This is a genomic window from Clostridioides sp. ZZV14-6153 (assembly GCF_020657855.1).
GTDB lineage: Bacteria > Bacillota > Clostridia > Peptostreptococcales > Peptostreptococcaceae > Clostridioides.
Window position 1 is genome coordinate 20,417 of the sequence record NZ_JAGWCZ010000023.1, and the last position, 18,232, is coordinate 38,648.

Annotated in this window: 17 protein-coding genes; all 17 read left to right on the forward strand. The window is 27.1% G+C overall.

Annotation, left to right across the window (positions count from 1 at the left end; translation table 11 throughout):
• The first annotated feature begins 137 nt into the window (after window positions 1-137).
• The 17 genes from KGF46_RS18320 (at window position 138) to KGF46_RS18400 (ending at window position 18,035) form a co-directional block, all read left to right on the forward strand.
• Complete coding sequence (locus tag KGF46_RS18320; RefSeq protein WP_227842940.1) at window positions 138-332, forward strand: helix-turn-helix domain-containing protein; 195 nt, start codon at window positions 138-140, stop codon at window positions 330-332.
• A 3-nt stretch (window positions 333-335) separates the two neighbouring features.
• Entirely contained in the window at window positions 336-650 is a 315-nt protein-coding gene (locus tag KGF46_RS18325) for a hypothetical protein (protein ID WP_054275115.1), read from the forward strand.
• 20 nt (window positions 651-670) lie between these two features.
• A complete protein-coding gene (locus tag KGF46_RS18330) occupies window positions 671-1,414 on the forward strand; it encodes a hypothetical protein (RefSeq protein ID WP_076631118.1) in 744 nt (247 codons plus the stop codon).
• Window positions 1,415-1,426: 12 nt separating this feature from the next.
• Complete coding sequence (locus tag KGF46_RS18335; RefSeq protein WP_227842941.1) at window positions 1,427-2,761, forward strand: DnaB-like helicase C-terminal domain-containing protein; 1,335 nt, start codon at window positions 1,427-1,429, stop codon at window positions 2,759-2,761.
• A gap of 247 nt (window positions 2,762-3,008) precedes the next feature.
• Complete coding sequence (locus tag KGF46_RS18340) at window positions 3,009-3,284, forward strand: DUF6809 family protein (protein ID WP_227842942.1); 276 nt, start codon at window positions 3,009-3,011, stop codon at window positions 3,282-3,284.
• Window positions 3,285-4,151: 867 nt separating this feature from the next.
• Window positions 4,152-4,346: a hypothetical protein gene (locus KGF46_RS18345; RefSeq protein WP_227842943.1), complete on the forward strand. Its 195-nt coding sequence runs from the start codon at window positions 4,152-4,154 to the stop codon at window positions 4,344-4,346.
• 414 nt (window positions 4,347-4,760) lie between these two features.
• Window positions 4,761-7,667 carry a type I restriction endonuclease subunit R gene (locus KGF46_RS18350; protein WP_227862228.1) on the forward strand — a complete coding sequence of 969 codons (2,907 nt, stop codon included), beginning with the start codon at window positions 4,761-4,763 and terminating at the stop codon, window positions 7,665-7,667.
• 5 nt (window positions 7,668-7,672) lie between these two features.
• Window positions 7,673-9,238, forward strand: a complete 1,566-nt coding sequence (locus KGF46_RS18355) for a type I restriction-modification system subunit M (RefSeq protein WP_227842946.1) — start codon at window positions 7,673-7,675, stop codon at window positions 9,236-9,238.
• Window positions 9,235-10,452: a restriction endonuclease subunit S gene (locus KGF46_RS18360; protein WP_227842947.1), complete on the forward strand. Its 1,218-nt coding sequence runs from the start codon at window positions 9,235-9,237 to the stop codon at window positions 10,450-10,452. Before KGF46_RS18355 ends, KGF46_RS18360 begins: the two co-directional genes overlap by 4 nt.
• A gap of 691 nt (window positions 10,453-11,143) precedes the next feature.
• Entirely contained in the window at window positions 11,144-12,106 is a 963-nt protein-coding gene (locus KGF46_RS18365; RefSeq protein WP_227850495.1) for a helix-turn-helix transcriptional regulator, read from the forward strand.
• A 76-nt stretch (window positions 12,107-12,182) separates the two neighbouring features.
• Complete coding sequence (locus tag KGF46_RS18370) at window positions 12,183-12,818, forward strand: type 1 glutamine amidotransferase family protein (protein WP_227830250.1); 636 nt, start codon at window positions 12,183-12,185, stop codon at window positions 12,816-12,818.
• 946 nt (window positions 12,819-13,764) lie between these two features.
• The gene (locus KGF46_RS18375) at window positions 13,765-14,178 is read left to right on the forward strand and encodes a hypothetical protein (RefSeq protein WP_227839651.1); all 414 of its coding nucleotides are present in this window, start codon (window positions 13,765-13,767) and stop codon (window positions 14,176-14,178) included.
• Between the two features lie 69 nt (window positions 14,179-14,247).
• A complete protein-coding gene (locus KGF46_RS18380; RefSeq protein ID WP_227857089.1) occupies window positions 14,248-14,664 on the forward strand; it encodes a hypothetical protein in 417 nt (138 codons plus the stop codon).
• Between the two features lie 12 nt (window positions 14,665-14,676).
• A complete protein-coding gene (locus KGF46_RS18385) occupies window positions 14,677-14,877 on the forward strand; it encodes a helix-turn-helix transcriptional regulator (RefSeq protein WP_255611550.1) in 201 nt (66 codons plus the stop codon).
• A 640-nt stretch (window positions 14,878-15,517) separates the two neighbouring features.
• Window positions 15,518-16,561, forward strand: coding sequence for an extracellular solute-binding protein (locus KGF46_RS18390; protein WP_227830246.1), 1,044 nt, complete (start codon window positions 15,518-15,520; stop codon window positions 16,559-16,561).
• Window positions 16,562-16,877: 316 nt separating this feature from the next.
• On the forward strand, window positions 16,878-17,024 hold the full coding sequence (locus KGF46_RS18395) for a hypothetical protein (protein WP_227850494.1): 147 nt from the start codon (window positions 16,878-16,880) through the stop codon (window positions 17,022-17,024).
• 18 nt (window positions 17,025-17,042) lie between these two features.
• The gene (locus KGF46_RS18400; RefSeq protein WP_227842949.1) at window positions 17,043-18,035 is read left to right on the forward strand and encodes an ABC transporter ATP-binding protein; all 993 of its coding nucleotides are present in this window, start codon (window positions 17,043-17,045) and stop codon (window positions 18,033-18,035) included.
• Window positions 18,036-18,232 lie beyond the last annotated feature (197 nt).

Here is an 18,232-nt window from a genome sequence, read left to right on the forward strand (position 1 = left end):
TTTCACCTCAAATACATTATAACACTAAATGGGTCTATTGATACACTTAAATATATTGACAATACACCGAATGGGTGTTAGAATATTTTATAGAAATGAGAATACACAAAATGGGTATGAAAGAAAGGAGGAAATCAATGAAACTCAAATTAAAAAGAATTGAAAAAGGTATAAAGCAATATGAATTAGCTGAAAAAGTTGGCATCTCAAGATATTATTTATCCTCTTTAGAAAGAGGTAAATCAAAGAATCCAAGTAATATGTTGATGTCAAAATTGGCTCAAGAACTAGATACAAGTGTAGAAGATTTATTTTTTGATAAGGAGGAATGATGTATGGCAGATACAAATAATTTAGAAGTTCTTAAAACACTACAAGCTACATTGAATATACTTGTCAAACAAGAACAAGAAGCACAAGAAAGGTCAAAAGGGTACAAAGAGATACAAACATATAGAAGAGATAAAGCTCAACTTATCACATGTAAAGAAGCTTCTAAAATTTATCCCATAGGGGAATCAAAATTTAGACAGTTATGTCATTCTAAAAATAAAGGATTTCCTTGTATATGGATAGATAATAGAGTGTATATAATAAAAAATAAACTAGATGATTGGTTTATTGAAAATGCAAATGGCATAAAATTATAGGTTTAAGTGGGTGATAGTACTTGAGTAATCTAGGTTGGATAAAGCTTCATAGAAAGATAAAAGAAAGCCCACTATATAAAGATTGTAATTCCAAACAAAGAGATATACTCATAAACCTATTACTGTCAGTTAATCATAAGCCTAATAAATGGGTTTATGGAGGTAAAGAATATGAAGTTAAATCTGGACAGTTAATAACATCTTTGGAAAGTATAGCAAATATGTGTTCAAAAGATGTAAGTATCCAGAATGTAAGAACTGCTTTAAAGAAATTTGAAAGATATGGATTTCTAACAAATGAATCAACAAACAAAAATAGGCTTATAACTATTGAAAACTGGGAGCTATATCAATCTAATGAAGAAAATCAACAGACTAATCAACATGCAATTAACAAGCAACTAACAACTAACAAGAATGTAAATAATGAAAAAAGTAAAATATACAGTGAAATTATAGAAAAATTCAATATTACTTGTACAGAACTATCAAAAGTAAAGAAACTTACAGAAGCTAGAAAAAAAGTAATTAATGCTAGGATAAAAGAATATGATAAAGAGACTGTATTAGAAATTATTCATATAGTTAGTAAAACTAGCTTTTTAAATGGAAGCAATGAAAAAGGTTGGAAGGCAAGTTTTGATTGGATAATGAGTCCAAATAATTTTCTTAAGATATTAGAAGGCAATTATCAAGATAAATCAATTAATGTCAAAGTAGGGGCAGATGCATATAGTCCAGATGATTCACAATTAAAGTGGTAGGGAGTTTATATTATGGATAATATGAGTAATTTAGTTAAGAACACAGAAGCAGAACAATCTATATTAGGTAGTATTTTACTAGATTCGAGGAAAATAGAAGAGATTGAAATATTAATAAGTGAAGATATGTTTTATCATCAAGAACACAAACATATATTCAATTCAGTGAAAGATATACATAAAAGGGATGAGCCTATAGACATAATAACTCTTACAGAAGATTTAAAGAAAAAGGGGCTTATAGATTATGTTGGAGGTATAAGTTATTTGACAAAACTATCAACAATAGTTCCAACTATAGGTAATGTATCTCATTATATTGATATAGTTATTGAAAAATATAAAAATAGAAATATAATTGATAAATTTAATAAATTCAAATTAGGGGAAATAGATGATAATACACTTATATATCAATTAGAAAAATACATTAATGAAGTCAATCAGAAATTGGTTAAGAAGGATTCTAGTATAACAGCTATATCAGAAAGAGCCTTTGAATATATAAATGCTGAAATTGAAGAAGGTATTAATATAGGAATAAAATTTTTAGATGAAACTATTGGAGGTCTATATAGTGGTGAATTAATTACAATAGCGGCCAAAAGTGGAAGAGGAAAAACAGCACTAGCTTTACAGATAATGAGAAATGTTGTATTTCAAGGTAAAAAAGTACTTTTTATAAGTGGGGAAATGAGTGATATACAAATTTTGTTTAGAAACATAGCTTCTTTAACGGGAATATCAGTTGTAAAAATGAAGAATAGAAATCTAAATGAAGAAGAAATAATTAAATACATAAATGCTTTAAGTACTTTAAATCAGGAGAATAATCTCTATATTAATGATTCAGTGAATACAATATCAGGAATTAAGAGGGAGATAAAAAGTATTAAACCAGATGTTGTTATAATTGATTATCTTCAGATTTTGGATTACGAAGGTAAAGAAGTTGGAGAAGCTAAGTTTGCTGATTTATCAAGGCAAATAAAAAAGATTACTTTAGATTTCAATATTCCAATTATACAGTTGGCTCAATTGAATGATGAATTGAAGGACGAAAGACCAAAAGGTGATAGAGTAATGAGAAGTTCAAAACAAATATATATGGACTCTAATTCAGTTATATATATTCATAGACCTACAGAGAAAGAGGCTCTTGATTATTGTAAGACAATGGGAATAGAGGATATAAAAGAATTAAGACGTAGAGAAAAAGGTTTTGGAGCTAATCTAAGTGAGATTATAGTTGCTAAAAATAGAGATGGAGAATCAGGCTTTAGACCTTATTGGTATATAGGAAGTTTGTTTTCTTTTAAGGAATGTAAGAAGATAAAAGAGGTATGAAAAAATATAATTTATTAAGTGATATATAAACTATTGTTTAAAGAGTGTTAGAAGAAAAGTATATAATCCTCAATCGTAAGCAATGAAGATTTAAAATATATAGTATTTAGATTGAAAAATTTACTAGAAAAAGGTAGTTGCCATATAAATATAACAACTACCTTTATAAATTAGGTACTTAATGTACACTAATCTACACAAGTTAAGTATATATTAAGTACCAGATGAAAGTCAAGGAGGTACTAACATGTATGATGAAATTATAGAAATATATTTTGATTATTGGATAAATGAACATATATACAGAGATGTTTTGGAGAAAGAGAAGTACTACACTGAACATTGGAAAGAAATTAGAGAGATTAACAAATTACTAAATAATAGTTTATTAGAAGAAAATAAGAAGCATGCATTAATGGAATTAAATGATTTATTTAATTCATTAATAGAATTTGAAAGAGAACTTGGTTATAAGTTTGGATTTAAATCAGGGGCAAAATTTATGATTGATCTATTAAAGTAATTAAATTATGGGAGTTAAGTGTAAAGATCAAATTTATTAATAAATTATATTATAATACTTTGAATTAACTAAAATTTTCCTTATGTTGTTTAAAATAAATACATTAAAACTTAAAGAGGGCATAAAAATGCCTTCTTTAACTTTTAATATATTATAATTAGACTTATGTATTATATTAAAAAATGAAGCTTATTGGTATATTGAATTTAGAAAAATGAGATTTGCATGTTGTGGCTATATTTGAAACTCATATATGTAAGAAAATGTATAAATGTATATTAATAATAACTAGACTATTTAATTTTTTATATAAATATATAAAAACGTGAAAATCTTTGAAAATAATATTTTTTATACTCAAAAAAGGATATAAGATGTAAAATAGTCTTATATTGTAATAAGGTTGAAGAATAAAATATATCTAAACCAATTTGTTTATGTTATTTATTTTTATAATTAAGTAACTTTTTAACATGTATATGAACTAAAAGATATTGTTTAATGTTTATAAATAGAGTTAGAAATACTTTTTTATTAGTTTATATAAAGATATAGAAGTTCCTTTTACGTTTTAAATACTATAAATAATAAGTAGTTTTTTATGTTAAATTATACTTATATGAAAAATATTAGTCTAGTTAAATATTAAATGCTAACAAATAAGGAAATATGGAAATATAATATTTTTTATAGACTCATATATGTTAAAATAGATTTTGAATTTTACAAAACTAGACAAATAAACTTATTAGGAAATTGATTATTGATGATATAACATATAATTAAATAGTAAGTTTTATATGGAGTATACTGGATGATTATTTAAAAGTTGTTTATGTAAGAGGTAAGCATATAGATGTAATATTAGTGATAAGAAGATTAGATTCTGTGCTTGATGGTGCTAAGGGAACTGCACTTCAAATGAAAAAAACTTTTGATAAAGAAGGTATTCTAAATCAAAATGATGCTTTATATACTGTGTCAGGACAAGTCTTTTGTAATGGCTATCAATTTACTTTAAAAGAGCTAAGAACCAACAACTATTTTAGGTTCTGTGATTGAAAAATTTGTGTTTCCAACTTATAAATTTAGTTCTATATCCAGTATTAGATGATAAGGGAAATGAAAAGTTACCAATGTTAAACAATCATACAATGAAAGTAATATTTGAAGAGCTAATTTGTAGATTGAATGAATAAAATAACGAAGAAGTAAGAGTACATTTTTTATAATTAAGAAATAATAGGTTAATATTATTTATATTAACTGTTACAAGAAAGATGAACACATAGAGTTATGTATTTAGTATTGATTATTAGTAAGATAATATACTAGTAGTTAATCATAAGTACATAATAGATTAAATTAGACCTTTTATAGGGAATATGTTTTCTATGTTGAATAATGTTGAATTATTAATACTATGAATAATATAATTAATCATATTAATGTATAGAACTAAAAAAGAAGGGATAGATGTATATGAAAGTGAAATCAGAGTATGAAGTTGAATCCTTATTCTTAGATAGATTACAAGAAATGGATTACTCATATGTTGAACTCAAAAATTATGATGATGTTCTTAATAACTTTAGAACTAAGCTTTGTGAAGTTAATAAAGATGAACTCATTGCAAAGAAAGGTATTGCAGAACTTTCTGATAGTGAATTCCACAAAGTAATGCTTAGATTAAATAACCATACTATTTATGAATCTGCTAAGATTCTTCGCCAAAAGTGGATCTTAGATTTAGATAATGGCGAAACGGCTTATATTGAATTTTTAACTAATGATACAACCAGAAATACATATCAAGTAACGCATCAGGTTACAATGGACAAGGAGCATGAAAGTAGTGTTCTTAATAAAAATAGATATGATGTTACTGTTCTTATTAATGGGCTTCCATTAGTCCAGATTGAATTAAAAAGAGCTGGTATTGAAATCAATGAAGCTATTAATCAAATTAACAGATATAGAAAAGATTCGTTTAAGGGACTTTTTAGATATATACAGATTTTTATTGTATCTAATTCAACACAGACAAAGTATTTTGCCAATGCAAATGAAATTAAACCAGATGGAACAAGAAACAACATTCTTAAATCATTAGTATTTTACTGGACTGATGATGAAAACAACCGTATTACAAAGTTAATTCCATTTGCCAATGCATTTTTAGAAAAATTTGCTATCACAGATATGCTTAATAAATACTATGTTATTAAGGAATGTGAACCAATACTTATGGTAATGAGGCCATATCAGATCTATGCAGTTAGGAAAGCATTTGAAAGAATAAAGACCTGTCATTTATCAGGTTATGTTTTTCATACAACAGGTTCAGGAAAGACTTTGACAAGCTTTAAATTGGCTACATTACTTCGTGATGATCTATTAATCGATAGAGTATTTTTTTTAGTTGATAGAAAAGATCTTGATGACCAGACAGTAGATGAATACAACTCATTTGAAAAAGATTGTGTAGATAATACTGAAAATACAAAAGGACTTGTAGATGCCATTAAAGATTCATCAAAAAAGATGATCATTACAACTATTAAGAAAATGGCAATTGCTGTTAAAAATCCTCGATATCAAAAGTCTATGGACACATTAAAAGATAAAAGATGTGTTTTTATCATTGACGAATGTCACAGAAGCCAGTTTGGAACTATGCGAGCAGATGTAGAAAGATATTTCAAGAATGCTGATTATATCGGATTTACTGGGACTCCTATATTTTCTGAAAATAAAAGCAAAGAAGGCGCAACAACTGCTGATATGTTTAAAGCTGGAACGTTAGATTCTTGTATTCACAGATACATGATTAAGGAAGCCATAGCTGATGGCAATGTTCTTAGGTTTTCTGTTGAATATATGAGAAATATCAATGTAATAAGTTCATCTGCAACAATAGATGTTACTAAAATAGATGATCCTGCATATTGCAAAAAGAATAAGATTGACATTAACAATTTTTATCATGAAGAAAAGCGTCTTGAAAGTATTGCAATAGATATACTTAAACACCTTGAACAGCATGTAAGACCAGGGGGTGGAAAGGATGTATATACAGCAATGTTTGCTGTTGATAGGGTTGATACATTGCTTAAATACTATGATTATTTTAAGGCTAATAATGAAAAAGGATATAAAATAGCAGCTATTTTCCATTGTCAGGAGAATGAAGAAATGGAAGCTGGTGTAGATGAAACATCAAAGGATAAATTTGCAAAATGTATCAAAGATTACAACTATATATTTGGCAAATCATATAATTTATCTACATTTGATGCATATAGAAAAGATATCATCAAAAGAATGAAGCAGAAAGATGAGCCACAGATAGATTTATTACTTGTAGTTGATATGATGCTTACTGGATTTGATAGCAAGCCTACAAACCTTTTGATTTTGGATAAAAATCTTGAATGGCACAACTTGCTTCAGGCATATTCAAGAACAAATCGTGTAGATAAGACAACCAAGCAATTTGGACAGATTGTTACATACAGAAACATTAAAAAGCAACAAGATGATGCCTTAAAATTATTTTCTGGTGATGGAGACCCAAATGAATTCTTACTTAAATCATATGAATATCATGTTGCTGATTATGGTGACAAGGTAGGAATATTAAGAGCAATATGTGCTACTCCTGATGATGCAGAAATACTTATTGATGAAGATATGCAGAAGCAGTATGTCCTAGCATTTAGGGCTATTGCAAACTCGTTAGCAACATTAAAGACATTTTCAAAATTCAATCAGGAAGATTTAGATGTTTTTCTTGATGAAGCTGATTATTATGATTACAAATCGTGGTACTTAGAATTTTATGATCATATGGAAAAAACAAGAAAGACAGGTAAAGATACAATTCTTGTTGATGTTGATTTTGACATTGAATTGGTTAGAACTGACAGAATTAATGTTGTATATATTTTAAATCTTTTAAAGGATATTAACAGGGCTGATAAAGAAAAAATGGAGCAGTCTATTGACCTTATTCTTCGTGAAATTGAGCGTTCTGACAATGAAAAGATGCGATATAAGAGAGAAATTATGACATCTTTTATTAATGATAAGTTTTTTGAACTTGATCCAGAAGAAGACATTATTAGAGCTTATGAAGAATATGAAAAGGAAATCTTAAATACTGAAATTGAAGTTTTTTCAAATGAACATGGAATAGATAAATATGTTGTTGCAGAAATCCTTACACAGTATTTTTGTAATGAGAAGTCTGTAACAAGAGAAAAAGTAAGACAAAGAATTTTCACATTAGGCTTTGGCTTGCTAAAAATGGACAAATTGATTGATGGTATACTTATTTTCATTCAGGATATGTATGACAAATTTACTGCAGAAGGAGATTGATAATTATGGTAGCAAATACGCAAAATGTACAATCGCAAGAATTGGCAACAAAATTATGGGCTATTGCCAATGATTTACGAGGAAGCATGGATGCTTCAAAGTTTAAAGATTATATTCTTGGAATAATCTTTTATAGATATCTTTCAGAAAGAACTGAAAATTATATGGATGATTTATTAAAAAATGATGGTGTTACATATAGGGAAGCATTAGCTGACCCTTCAATGGCACCTACTGTAAAAAAGTGGTCTATTGACTACCTTGGCTATACTATTGAACCAGAATATTTATTTGATAGTTATATTGATGAGATTAATGTAAAAAAATTTTCTATTGACCATCTTGAAAATGGAATTTCATCACTTACAGAATCGACACTTGGACAAGAATCAGAGGTTGCATTTGATAAATTATTTGATGATATGAATCTTCAAGACAAAGACCTTGGCAAAGAGGTGTCAGATAGAACCGAGCTTATCAGCAGGGTAATGTTAAAGATACATGATATTAATTTTGATTTAGATGGTGCTTATGTAGATGTATTAGGAACTGCTTATATGATATTAATCGGTCTCTTTGCAAGTGATGCAGGAAAAAAAGGGGGCGAGTTTTTTACACCAGCATGCGCAAGCGAATTGGTTGCAAAATTAGCAACATATGGACTTACTGAAGTTGAGTCTGTTTACGATCCATGTGCAGGCTCTGGTTCACTATTATTACAGGTTCAAGATCAAATAACATCACATGATGTAACACATTTTTATGCACAAGAAAAAAATGGAACAACTTATAATCTTCTTCGTATGAATTTACTCATGCATGGTGTCCCATATAAAAAATTTAGTACCTATAATGGAGATACATTAAAAATAGATAATTTTAGTAATACTAAGTTTCAAGTGCAAGTTTCAAATCCACCATATAGTGCAAAACATACTATGGGAAAAAACTATGAGTCAGATCCTAGATATTCTGGAGCTGGTGTTTTAGCACCAAAGGCAAGGGCTGATTTAGCTTTTGTAGAGCATATGGTTTATCATATGGATAAAAATGGAATAATATCAGTATTATTACCACATGGAGTTTTATTTAGAGGTGATAATGAAGACATAATTAGAAGGTATTTAATAAACGATCTAAATTGTATAGATGCAATTATAGGCCTTCCTAGAAATTTATTTCATGGTGCAACACTTCCAGTGATTTGTATGGTGTTGAAGAGAAACAGAAATGGAAATAGTAACAATATACTATTCATTGATGCATCTAAGGAATATGAGATTGACAAAAAACAAAATATCATGTCACCAGCAAATATTGATAATATAGTTAGATATTATTCTGAAAGAAAAGAAATCGATAAGGTTTGTCATGTTGCAAAATTAGAAGAAATTAGAGCAAACGAATTTGATCTAAACTTAACTAAATATATTAATAATTTTATTAATGAAGATTCAATCAATATAAATGAAGCAATATCAAATTTTAACAATAGTAGAGCTAAGGAAGCTATCATTGATAAGGAATTAAGTAAAATGCTAAGTTTGCTTGGATTGGAAGGGTTAGTATGATACCAAAAATTAGAAATCCTAAATATAATGGTGATTGGCAAATAGTTAGACTTAAAGAGGTTGTTGATAGAGTTACAAGAAAAAATATAGGCTTAAAAAGTGAATTACCATTAACTATTTCTTCATTGGATGGCCTTGTAGATCAAAGAACATATTTCAATAAAGTTGTGGCAAGTAAAGATATGTCAGGATATTACTTATTGAAAAAAGGTGAATTTGCATATAATAAAAGCTATTCAAAAGGATATGATTTTGGTTCTATAAAAAGGCTTGATTCGTATGAGGAAGGTGCTTTATCAACATTGTATATATGTTTTTCTCCAAAAGAAGGAATTAATTCAGATTTCTTAAAAATATATTTTGATAGTTTAAGGTGGTATGGCGAAGCTTCTCTCATTTGTGCTGAAGGCGCAAGAAACCATGGACTTCTTAATATTGGTATAAATGATTTTTTTGATATGAAAATTGTAATTCCAACAGATATAAACGAGCAAGCAGATTTAGTTTCTTTGTTCAATAAACTTGATGAAAAAATACTTGAAATAAGAAGAAAACTTGAGTTATCTAAAGAAATAAGAGCTGGATTATTAGTTGATATATTCTCTCAAAAAATTAGGTTTAAAGATGATTTTGGGAATGAATTCCCAGAATGGGAAGAAAAATTATTATCAGAAATATTAACTGAACATGGAGAAAAATATACAGGAAACGAAAAAGTATATTCAGTTTCAGTTTCAAAGGGATTGGTTGATCAAGTGGAACATCTTGGACGTTCATTTGCTGCAGAAAATCTGGATAAATATAATATAGTTCATTATGGTGATGTAGTATATACAAAATCACCTACTGGAGAGTTTAAATGGGGCATTGTAAAACAGTCAAAAGTAAAGAGCAATGTTGTGGTTTCGCCATTATATGGCTGTTTTACTCCTAAAACAAGCGAATTGGGTAATATATTAGACATTTATTTTTCATCATCAGTAAAGGCGCATAATTATCTAATTGATTTAATTCGTAAAGGTGCAAAGAATACAATTAATATTTCAAATGAAACTTTTTTGAATAAAAAAATATTATTGCCAACAAATGAAAATGAACAAAAGAAAATAATTGCATTATTTACTGAACTTGATAAAAAAATATCTGAAGAAGAAATGCAGTTGCAAGAAATATTAACTTATAAAAAAGGCTTGTTACAGAAGGTGTTTGTGTAGTGGGATTTATAGCAAGATAAAGTAAATAATCCTTATAATGTTTATAAATTAAAAAATTTCTTAGGAAGTAGTGATAGAGGTCAATTTTTAGCAGCTTATTTATATGTAAGAAGTTAGCAAGTAAGTATGTAAGTAATTAATTAAGAATAGGTACAGTGATAGTGATATCAAAAAGAAGTGCTATATATTCTAGGGAGTATTAGATGAAGTAAATAGAATTAAAAGCCTTAGTCTAATTTAAAGGTACAGACTAAGGCTCTTTATATGATTATTTAAATTAAACTAAATTAATTTAAAATAAAGAAGATATATAAGAAAATAATTATAAAGTTATACATAAATTATATTATTTTGTTTACTAACAGTTAGTTATTAATTAAAAATTTAAATTATTCTAGAGTGGGAACAAGATTTTTAGAAAATAGAAAATTATACCCCAATAATACCCCAACCGCAAAAATAAACAATAAAAAATAATCAAAAAAATCAGTCTAACATCATAACTAAATAGCTATATACATACACTTACAAAAACCAACAAAACAATCAAATAACCACTTATAGACTCCCCTCGTCTCCACCATTAAAATTCACGAAAAATATTAGCAATTTGCTAATATTTTTTTTGTGAAAATTAATCTAATAACCTATATAATTAATTTATAAAACATATATGAAGGAGTAAAACTATATGGCTAAAATTGACAATATGATGTCTATATTATGGATGTTAAACTCAGATAAAAAAGTTACTGCAAAACAAATATCTGAAAAACTAGAAATAAATATAAGAACTGTCTACAGATACATTGATGCATTATCTGCTAGTGGAGTACCTATAATTTCAGATACAGGTCATAATGGTGGATATACACTTTTGAATAATTTCATTAAAGCACCTCTTTTTTTCGATACAGAGGAGCAAACTGCTCTACTTCATGCAGCTATATTTGCTAAAGAAGAGGGATGTTTCTTAGATGACACATTAGATAAGGCAACATCAAAGTTAAGAATGTATTCAAATCAAAAACAAGAAGAAATTTTAACAAAACATTTAATAGGTTTTGAAGTAATAAAACCCACTGGAAAAATATCCATAGAATCTGTACTTAAAAAGTTAAAAAATAGTATAGCAAATGAATTATCTGTAGAAATTAACTATCGTACAGCTCGTGAAGAAAAATCGAAATGTAGGATTATAAATCCATATGGAATTGTTCGTTGGAATAATAATTGGTACATAGTAGCATTTTGTCAAATGAGAAATGAGATTCGTAGTTTTAGGATAGATAGAATTAGTAATGTTATAGAAACATCAAATATTTTTAATAGACCAAAGGAATTTTCAGCAAGTGAATTTTTTATAAGAGGGATTATGGATGAAACAAAAGATGAGGATAATCTTATACCATTAGTTATAGAAGGAAGTATAAATGCATTAGATAACTTATGTCAGCATTGGCTTCTAGGATATTATTTGAAAGAAAGAACTTCAAATAAAGCAATATTTAAACTTCAAGAAGAGGTAATATATACATATATACCAAATATACTTATACCTTATAGAAAATCGATACAAATAATTGAACCATTAAGTCTTAGAGATAAAATAGTTGAAAATTTACTCGAATTAATTAATCATTATCAAATTTAATAACTTAACTGACAGAGTATGTCAGTTAAGTTATTTTACAATTAGGTATATTAATTAATCATATAAGGAGCAAAAGATGAAAAATAGAAAAGTATATATGTATGTGTTTGATACTATGTCAGATTGGGAAGTTGGATATTTAACTGCGGAATTAAATACAGGAAGATATTTTAAAAAAGGATTAAAACCACTAAAAGTAATTACAGTAGGAGTTGATAAAAATCCTATTATAACAATGGGTGGGTTAAAAGTTTTACCTGAGATTACAGTTGATGAGTTTAATATGGAAAGTAATGATTTATTAATTTTGCCAGGGGGAGATACTTGGATATCTATAGCTCATGAGATAATATTAGAAAAAGCTAAAGAGGCTTTGGGACAAGGGGCTATAGTTGCAGCTATTTGTGGTGCTACTTTAGGGCTAGCTAAAACAGGTTTACTAGATTCTAGAGATCATACAAGTAATGATTTAGAATTTCTAAAAATGGTGATACCAAGTTATACTGGAGAAAAATATTATAAAATGGAATCTGCAGTTAATGATGAAAATTTAATTACTGCTTCGGGAATCGCACCATTGGAATTTACGATACAAGTTTTAAAAGTTTTAGATGTTTTTAAAGAAGAAGCATTAAGTTCTTGGTTAAACCTTTATAAAACTCATGACTCTAAATATTTTTTCGAACTAATGAATTGTAATAAAGAAATTTAAGGTTTATTTTTAAATGTAATGTAGTACAATGTAGTTTTAGATAAAATAAAAATAAACTGCAATCTAGTGGGTAGAGTAGTGGTTTCTAGTATAGATTGCTTTTTAGTGAATTTGAATTTAATTTTAAATTCAAATTCTAAACCACTCTACCACCAATAGATAAGTGGTTTTTTATTTTATCATATATGTAATTGGTACTTATACCAATACAAATAGAAACGATAGTTCCTATAATAAAATTTATAATTAGTTCCATATAGAGTACACCCCCTTCCTACTTACTTACTGTAGGAACTAAGACTATATGAAACCAGCACTCATAGATTGTAGTTTCTTTTGTTGTGTTATATCATAGAATAGTAAAGTGATGTATATTTTTAATAAAAACTTAGAGTTGTATATGAAATGAATTAATCAAGGGTATTATTCCTGCGATTCGTCTCCACCAATTTATAAAAATGAATAATGAAATACTTGGAAATACTAGTCAATATTGACTAGTATTTTTTATTTTGGTGATGAAATCCACCAACCATACTCCAACCACAGAAAAAGAGGTTTTTTTGAGGGTATATTGGGGTGCATTTAGGTTGTATAATTATACATTTCAATATTACATGTTCATTAGGATAATAGTTAGTAAATGATATGATTGAGAGAATAGATATAATAAACTAATCTAGTATTGTATTGTAATATTTATTAAAAAATATATTTTATATATTATAAGAATTTTTTTAGAGAGAAAGTTCTATAAAAGTGAATAAAGAAGTAGTTTTATAATATTATTTGTAACTATTTGATGGTTATTATGAAATCTTTTATAAACTATATTTATAAATATATTACTAAATATTTACAATATTCTATTGCAATTTATTTGAAAAAGTTATATATTTATAACATGAAGTGTTATAAATATATAACTTTTAAGGAGTGATTTTATATGTCTAGATCAGAGATTGGTGTTAAAGCAAATCTTGTTTCAGAGTTACTTATGATATCCTATTTTTTTATAGACTTATTATTAAAAAAGTTTATTTTTAAAGGGGAAGATATTTGGATTACTTTTATAATTTTATTCGCTTTTTGGGCATGTGACTTCATGTATAATAAAAAATATAATGATTTAGTTGATGAGGCATCAAAACTTATGTTATTAAAGGTTAATCAAATTGCATCAAAAATAATGTTATACTCTGTTTTTGTAATAGCTGTTTTCTTTTCAGCAAATCATACAAGAGCTTTGGATATATCAAATTTGGATATAGGTGTAATTCTCTTAGCAGTTTTATTTATACAATCTTTATCTAAATTAATTTTGTATATATATTTTGATAAAAGGGGAATATGCAACTAAGTGATAATATTGAAGAAAACAAAAATTAAAGAGTATAGAGAATATATAATTTTTAAGGAGTGATTTTATATGTATAAATCAGAAACTGGTGTAAGATCAAAGCTAATCTTAGAATTACTTTTAATGACTTATTTTTTTATAGCTGTATTAGCGACTAAGTATATTTTTAAAGGTCCAAGTACTGCATCTCTTCCAGGACTGAGTTGGTTAATAGTTTTTGGATGTTATTCAATTTATACTAAAAAATATAATGATTTAGTTGATGAATCATCTAAATTTATACTATCAAAGGTTAATCAAATTGCAATAAAAATAATGATATATTCTATAGTAATAATAGCTATTTTCTTTGCAACGCCTTATACAAGGAATATAAATATATCAAACTTGGATACTGGTATAATTCTTATTGCAGTTTTATTTATACAATCTTTATCTAAATTAGTGTTGTATATATACTTTGATAAAAGGGGGATATGTAACTAAGTGGCAATATTGATGAAAACAAAAATTAAAGAATATAGAGAAAAACTCCTTATGACGCAAAATGAACTTGCTAAATCAGTTGAGGTAAGACGTGAGACTATTGTACACTTAGAAAATGGAAAATATAATCCTTCTTTAAAGTTAGCGATGGATATTGCTAAAGTATTCGATACCACAGTAGAAAATTTGTTTGAATTTATTGAAGAAGACTAGTGAATAGTCTATAAATATTTATAAGATGGTTAATGAAATATAGTTATTTAGTTATTTAATTATTAAATTTGTTAAAAATATTTATATGTAATATAATATATGATTAAAGTTAGATTATAATTATTTTAAGATAATAAGAGTATTGTAAATGATAAAAATTAGTGAATATACAGTTAATTAATAAATAATAGATAAAAATTTAAAGTTTAGATGTGAGGATGAGGTATAGTTTTACAGTAGTTCATACTTTTAATTAAGACTTAAAATGGAAACCACACATACATGCATTATTTACTGAAGCTAGTCTAGATAAAAAAATAATAAGTGATTTAAGAAAGTATCTCATATACTATATAAGTATTGGTTTAGGTGACCTATTCATAGGTCATTTTTTATGCATATAAATAATGATAATATTAATATTTAAAATATGTTTTAAAGAAATAAAATACCCAGATTGAAAAATGGATTAATGTGAATATAAAAATTATATGTATAAAAATAAGTATAGCCATAGAAAAAAACAATAATAAAATTAGTAGTTATAGAAAAATACAATTATATAGATTATTGTTGAATCGTTGACTATAAGAATAATAACATTTAAAATGAACATGGAGAATATGGGGGAGGAATTGATATGAAGATAAAAATAGCAGCTGTCTTATTAACTGTAGCAATGTCATTATCACTTGTAGCTTGTAGCAATGATAGCACATCAAAAAGTGATGAATTAGAGGATACATTAGTAGTATATACTACACATGGAGAGGATATGCTAGGAGCAATTTCTGAAGAATTTACAAAGGAAACAGGCGTTAATGTTGAATTCATAAACTTAAAAGGTGAACTAGCAGATCGTGTTAGAAGTGAAAAAGAGAATCCACAAGCAGATATAATGTTTGGTGGAGATACATCTACATACATGCAATTAAAAGAAGAAGGATTATATGAAAAGACTGAACCAAGCTGGAATAATGAATTAGACAAGTCTTACAAAGATTCAGACGGATATTGGTATGGAACTATAAAAACACCAGTAATGATGTTTTATAACACAAAACTATTATCAGCTGATAAAGCACCAAAAGATTGGAGCGATTTAACAAAAGAAGAATATAAAGACTTAATAGTTTCTAGAGATTCATTATCATCATCTATGCGTTCTACTGTTAGTAACTTAATCAATTACTACTCAACTACTAAGAGTGAAGATGAAGCTTGGAAGTACCTTGAGGGTTTAAATAAAAATATAAAGAACTACTACAATAGCGGAAGTGTTATGTATTCCGCAATAGGTAAAGGAGAAGCTGCTATATCTATTGCAGTATTAAGTGATATAATAGATAATAAAGAAAAAAATAATATGCCATTAGAAGTTGTGGATGCAGAGAGTGGTTCTGTCGTAATCACAGACTGTGTAGCGGCTCTAAAAAATGCACCACATCCAAATGCAGCAGCTAAGTTTATAGATTTTGTTGGAAGTGCTAAGGTTCAAGCTATGGTTGCAAATGATTTTAATCGTATTCCAACATTAGATTCTGCACTTAAAGATTCACCAAAGTGGATGTCAAAAGAATATAAAGCTATGGATGTAGATTGGTCTGTAATTGGAAAAAATCAATCTAACTGGATTGAAAAGTGGGAAACAGATATAATAGATAACAATAAAACTATAAAATAGTCTAATTAAATAATTTAATATTATATACAAAAATAGTGAGGATTTTCCTCGCTATTTTACGTATAAGGGAACTATGATATCTCATGGTTTTTGTATAACTCATACAACTAAATGATACTAACACACCAATATTAAATAAAATAGCTTTTAAGCAACTGACGAAGTAGTTAACGATATGAAGTGATTCGTAGACGTAGTTACTCAAGTGAAGTGAATTTTTTACTATGCAAAACTTTTAATTATAGTAAAAGTATAATTTATGTGGACAAGGAGATGAAAATTAGTTAGATATAAGATTTTTGATAAAGATAAAATGATGAAAATAGCAGAGATTAAAGGTATAGATTATATATATAGAAAAGTTAGGGAACTAGAAAAGGATGATGAAATAGCAATAGAGTTTCCTAGATTTAAAATCTATGATGATTCATCATGTGTATATTTGGAGATTTATAAATATTAGATAATTTGTGGAGACGATATGAAGAATATAGAATTAAAAGAAATTAATCATTATTATGGAAAAGAAAAAGTATTACATGATGTTAATATATCCATTAAGGAAGGAGAGTTTTTTACTTTATTAGGTCCTTCTGGATGTGGAAAAACGACTATTTTAAGAATAATTGGTGGATTTATAAAACCTTCTTCTGGAAGTATTTATGTTGGTGATAAAAATATTACTAACCTAGAACCAGAAAATAGAAATATGGGAACTGTTTTTCAAAACTATGCACTGTTTCCAAATATGACAGTAGAAGAAAATGTATCTTATGGATTGAAAATAAAAAAGTTATCTAAAAAAATTATAGTGGAAAAATGTGATAATTATTTAGAATTGGCAGGAATGAAAGATTTTAGAAAAAGAAAGATTGATGAACTATCTGGTGGACAGCAACAAAGGGTAGCAGTAGCAAGAGCATTAGCGACTGAGCCTACTATGCTTTTATTAGATGAGCCAATGTCTAATCTAGATATAGCTTTAAGAATCAAGATGAGAGAAGAAATAAGAGAGATACAGCAAAAGATAGGTATTACTACTTTATTTATTACTCATGATCAACAAGAAGCCTTAGCTATTTCTGATAGAATAGCTGTAATGGATAAGGGTAAAGTTCTTCAAATTGGTGTACCAATGGAAGTTTACAAAAGCCCATTGAATGATTTTGTAGCAAACTTTGTAGGTACTTCAAATTGTATTGAAAAAGAAGATTATGTTAATTTTAATATTGAAAAAGAGACAAAGCCTTATATTTATAAAAGACCTGAAGAAATGGTATTATTGCAAAATACCAACCAAAGAGGTTTTGTAAAAATAAAAGTAGAATCTAAGAATTTCTTAGGGCCAATTTTAGAATATACAGTATCAAATAATGGAAAAAAATATCAAGTAACTGAACTTAATAGACTGAATAATAGCAATAAATTAAATGTAGGGGATAGGGCATATTTAGGTGTGCTACAAGGTGAATAATATGATTAAAAAAATAAACCATAGTAAATTCACAACTAAAAATGTTATTTCTATTATTTTATACAGTATATTATTTTGGATTTTGATTAAAAAATAGCTACGCACACTCGTGACTTTAGTCATGAGTTAGTAGCTAAAATAGTCAGTATATAGGGAAACTTATATGTAGAGATAGGATAGAACCTATCCAATACTAC

Bases quoted from the DNA above. Each gene is read 5' to 3' on its own strand.
- KGF46_RS18320 (WP_227842940.1), top strand. From the start codon at position 138: ATGAAACTCAAATTAAAAAGAATTGAAAAAGGTATAAAGCAATATGAA.
- KGF46_RS18325 (WP_054275115.1), top strand. From the start codon at position 336: ATGGCAGATACAAATAATTTAGAAGTTCTTAAAACACTACAAGCTACA.
- KGF46_RS18335 (WP_227842941.1), top strand. From the start codon at position 1,427: ATGGATAATATGAGTAATTTAGTTAAGAACACAGAAGCAGAACAATCT.
- KGF46_RS18340 (WP_227842942.1), top strand. From the start codon at position 3,009: ATGTATGATGAAATTATAGAAATATATTTTGATTATTGGATAAATGAA.
- KGF46_RS18350 (WP_227862228.1), top strand. From the start codon at position 4,761: ATGTATATGAAAGTGAAATCAGAGTATGAAGTTGAATCCTTATTCTTA.
- KGF46_RS18355 (WP_227842946.1), top strand. From the start codon at position 7,673: ATGGTAGCAAATACGCAAAATGTACAATCGCAAGAATTGGCAACAAAA.
- KGF46_RS18360 (WP_227842947.1), top strand. From the start codon at position 9,235: ATGATACCAAAAATTAGAAATCCTAAATATAATGGTGATTGGCAAATA.
- KGF46_RS18365 (WP_227850495.1), top strand. From the start codon at position 11,144: ATGGCTAAAATTGACAATATGATGTCTATATTATGGATGTTAAACTCA.
- KGF46_RS18370 (WP_227830250.1), top strand. From the start codon at position 12,183: ATGAAAAATAGAAAAGTATATATGTATGTGTTTGATACTATGTCAGAT.
- KGF46_RS18375 (WP_227839651.1), top strand. From the start codon at position 13,765: ATGTCTAGATCAGAGATTGGTGTTAAAGCAAATCTTGTTTCAGAGTTA.
- KGF46_RS18380 (WP_227857089.1), top strand. From the start codon at position 14,248: ATGTATAAATCAGAAACTGGTGTAAGATCAAAGCTAATCTTAGAATTA.
- KGF46_RS18385 (WP_255611550.1), top strand. From the start codon at position 14,677: ATGAAAACAAAAATTAAAGAATATAGAGAAAAACTCCTTATGACGCAA.
- KGF46_RS18390 (WP_227830246.1), top strand. From the start codon at position 15,518: ATGAAGATAAAAATAGCAGCTGTCTTATTAACTGTAGCAATGTCATTA.
- KGF46_RS18395 (WP_227850494.1), top strand. From the start codon at position 16,878: ATGAAAATAGCAGAGATTAAAGGTATAGATTATATATATAGAAAAGTT.
- KGF46_RS18400 (WP_227842949.1), top strand. From the start codon at position 17,043: ATGAAGAATATAGAATTAAAAGAAATTAATCATTATTATGGAAAAGAA.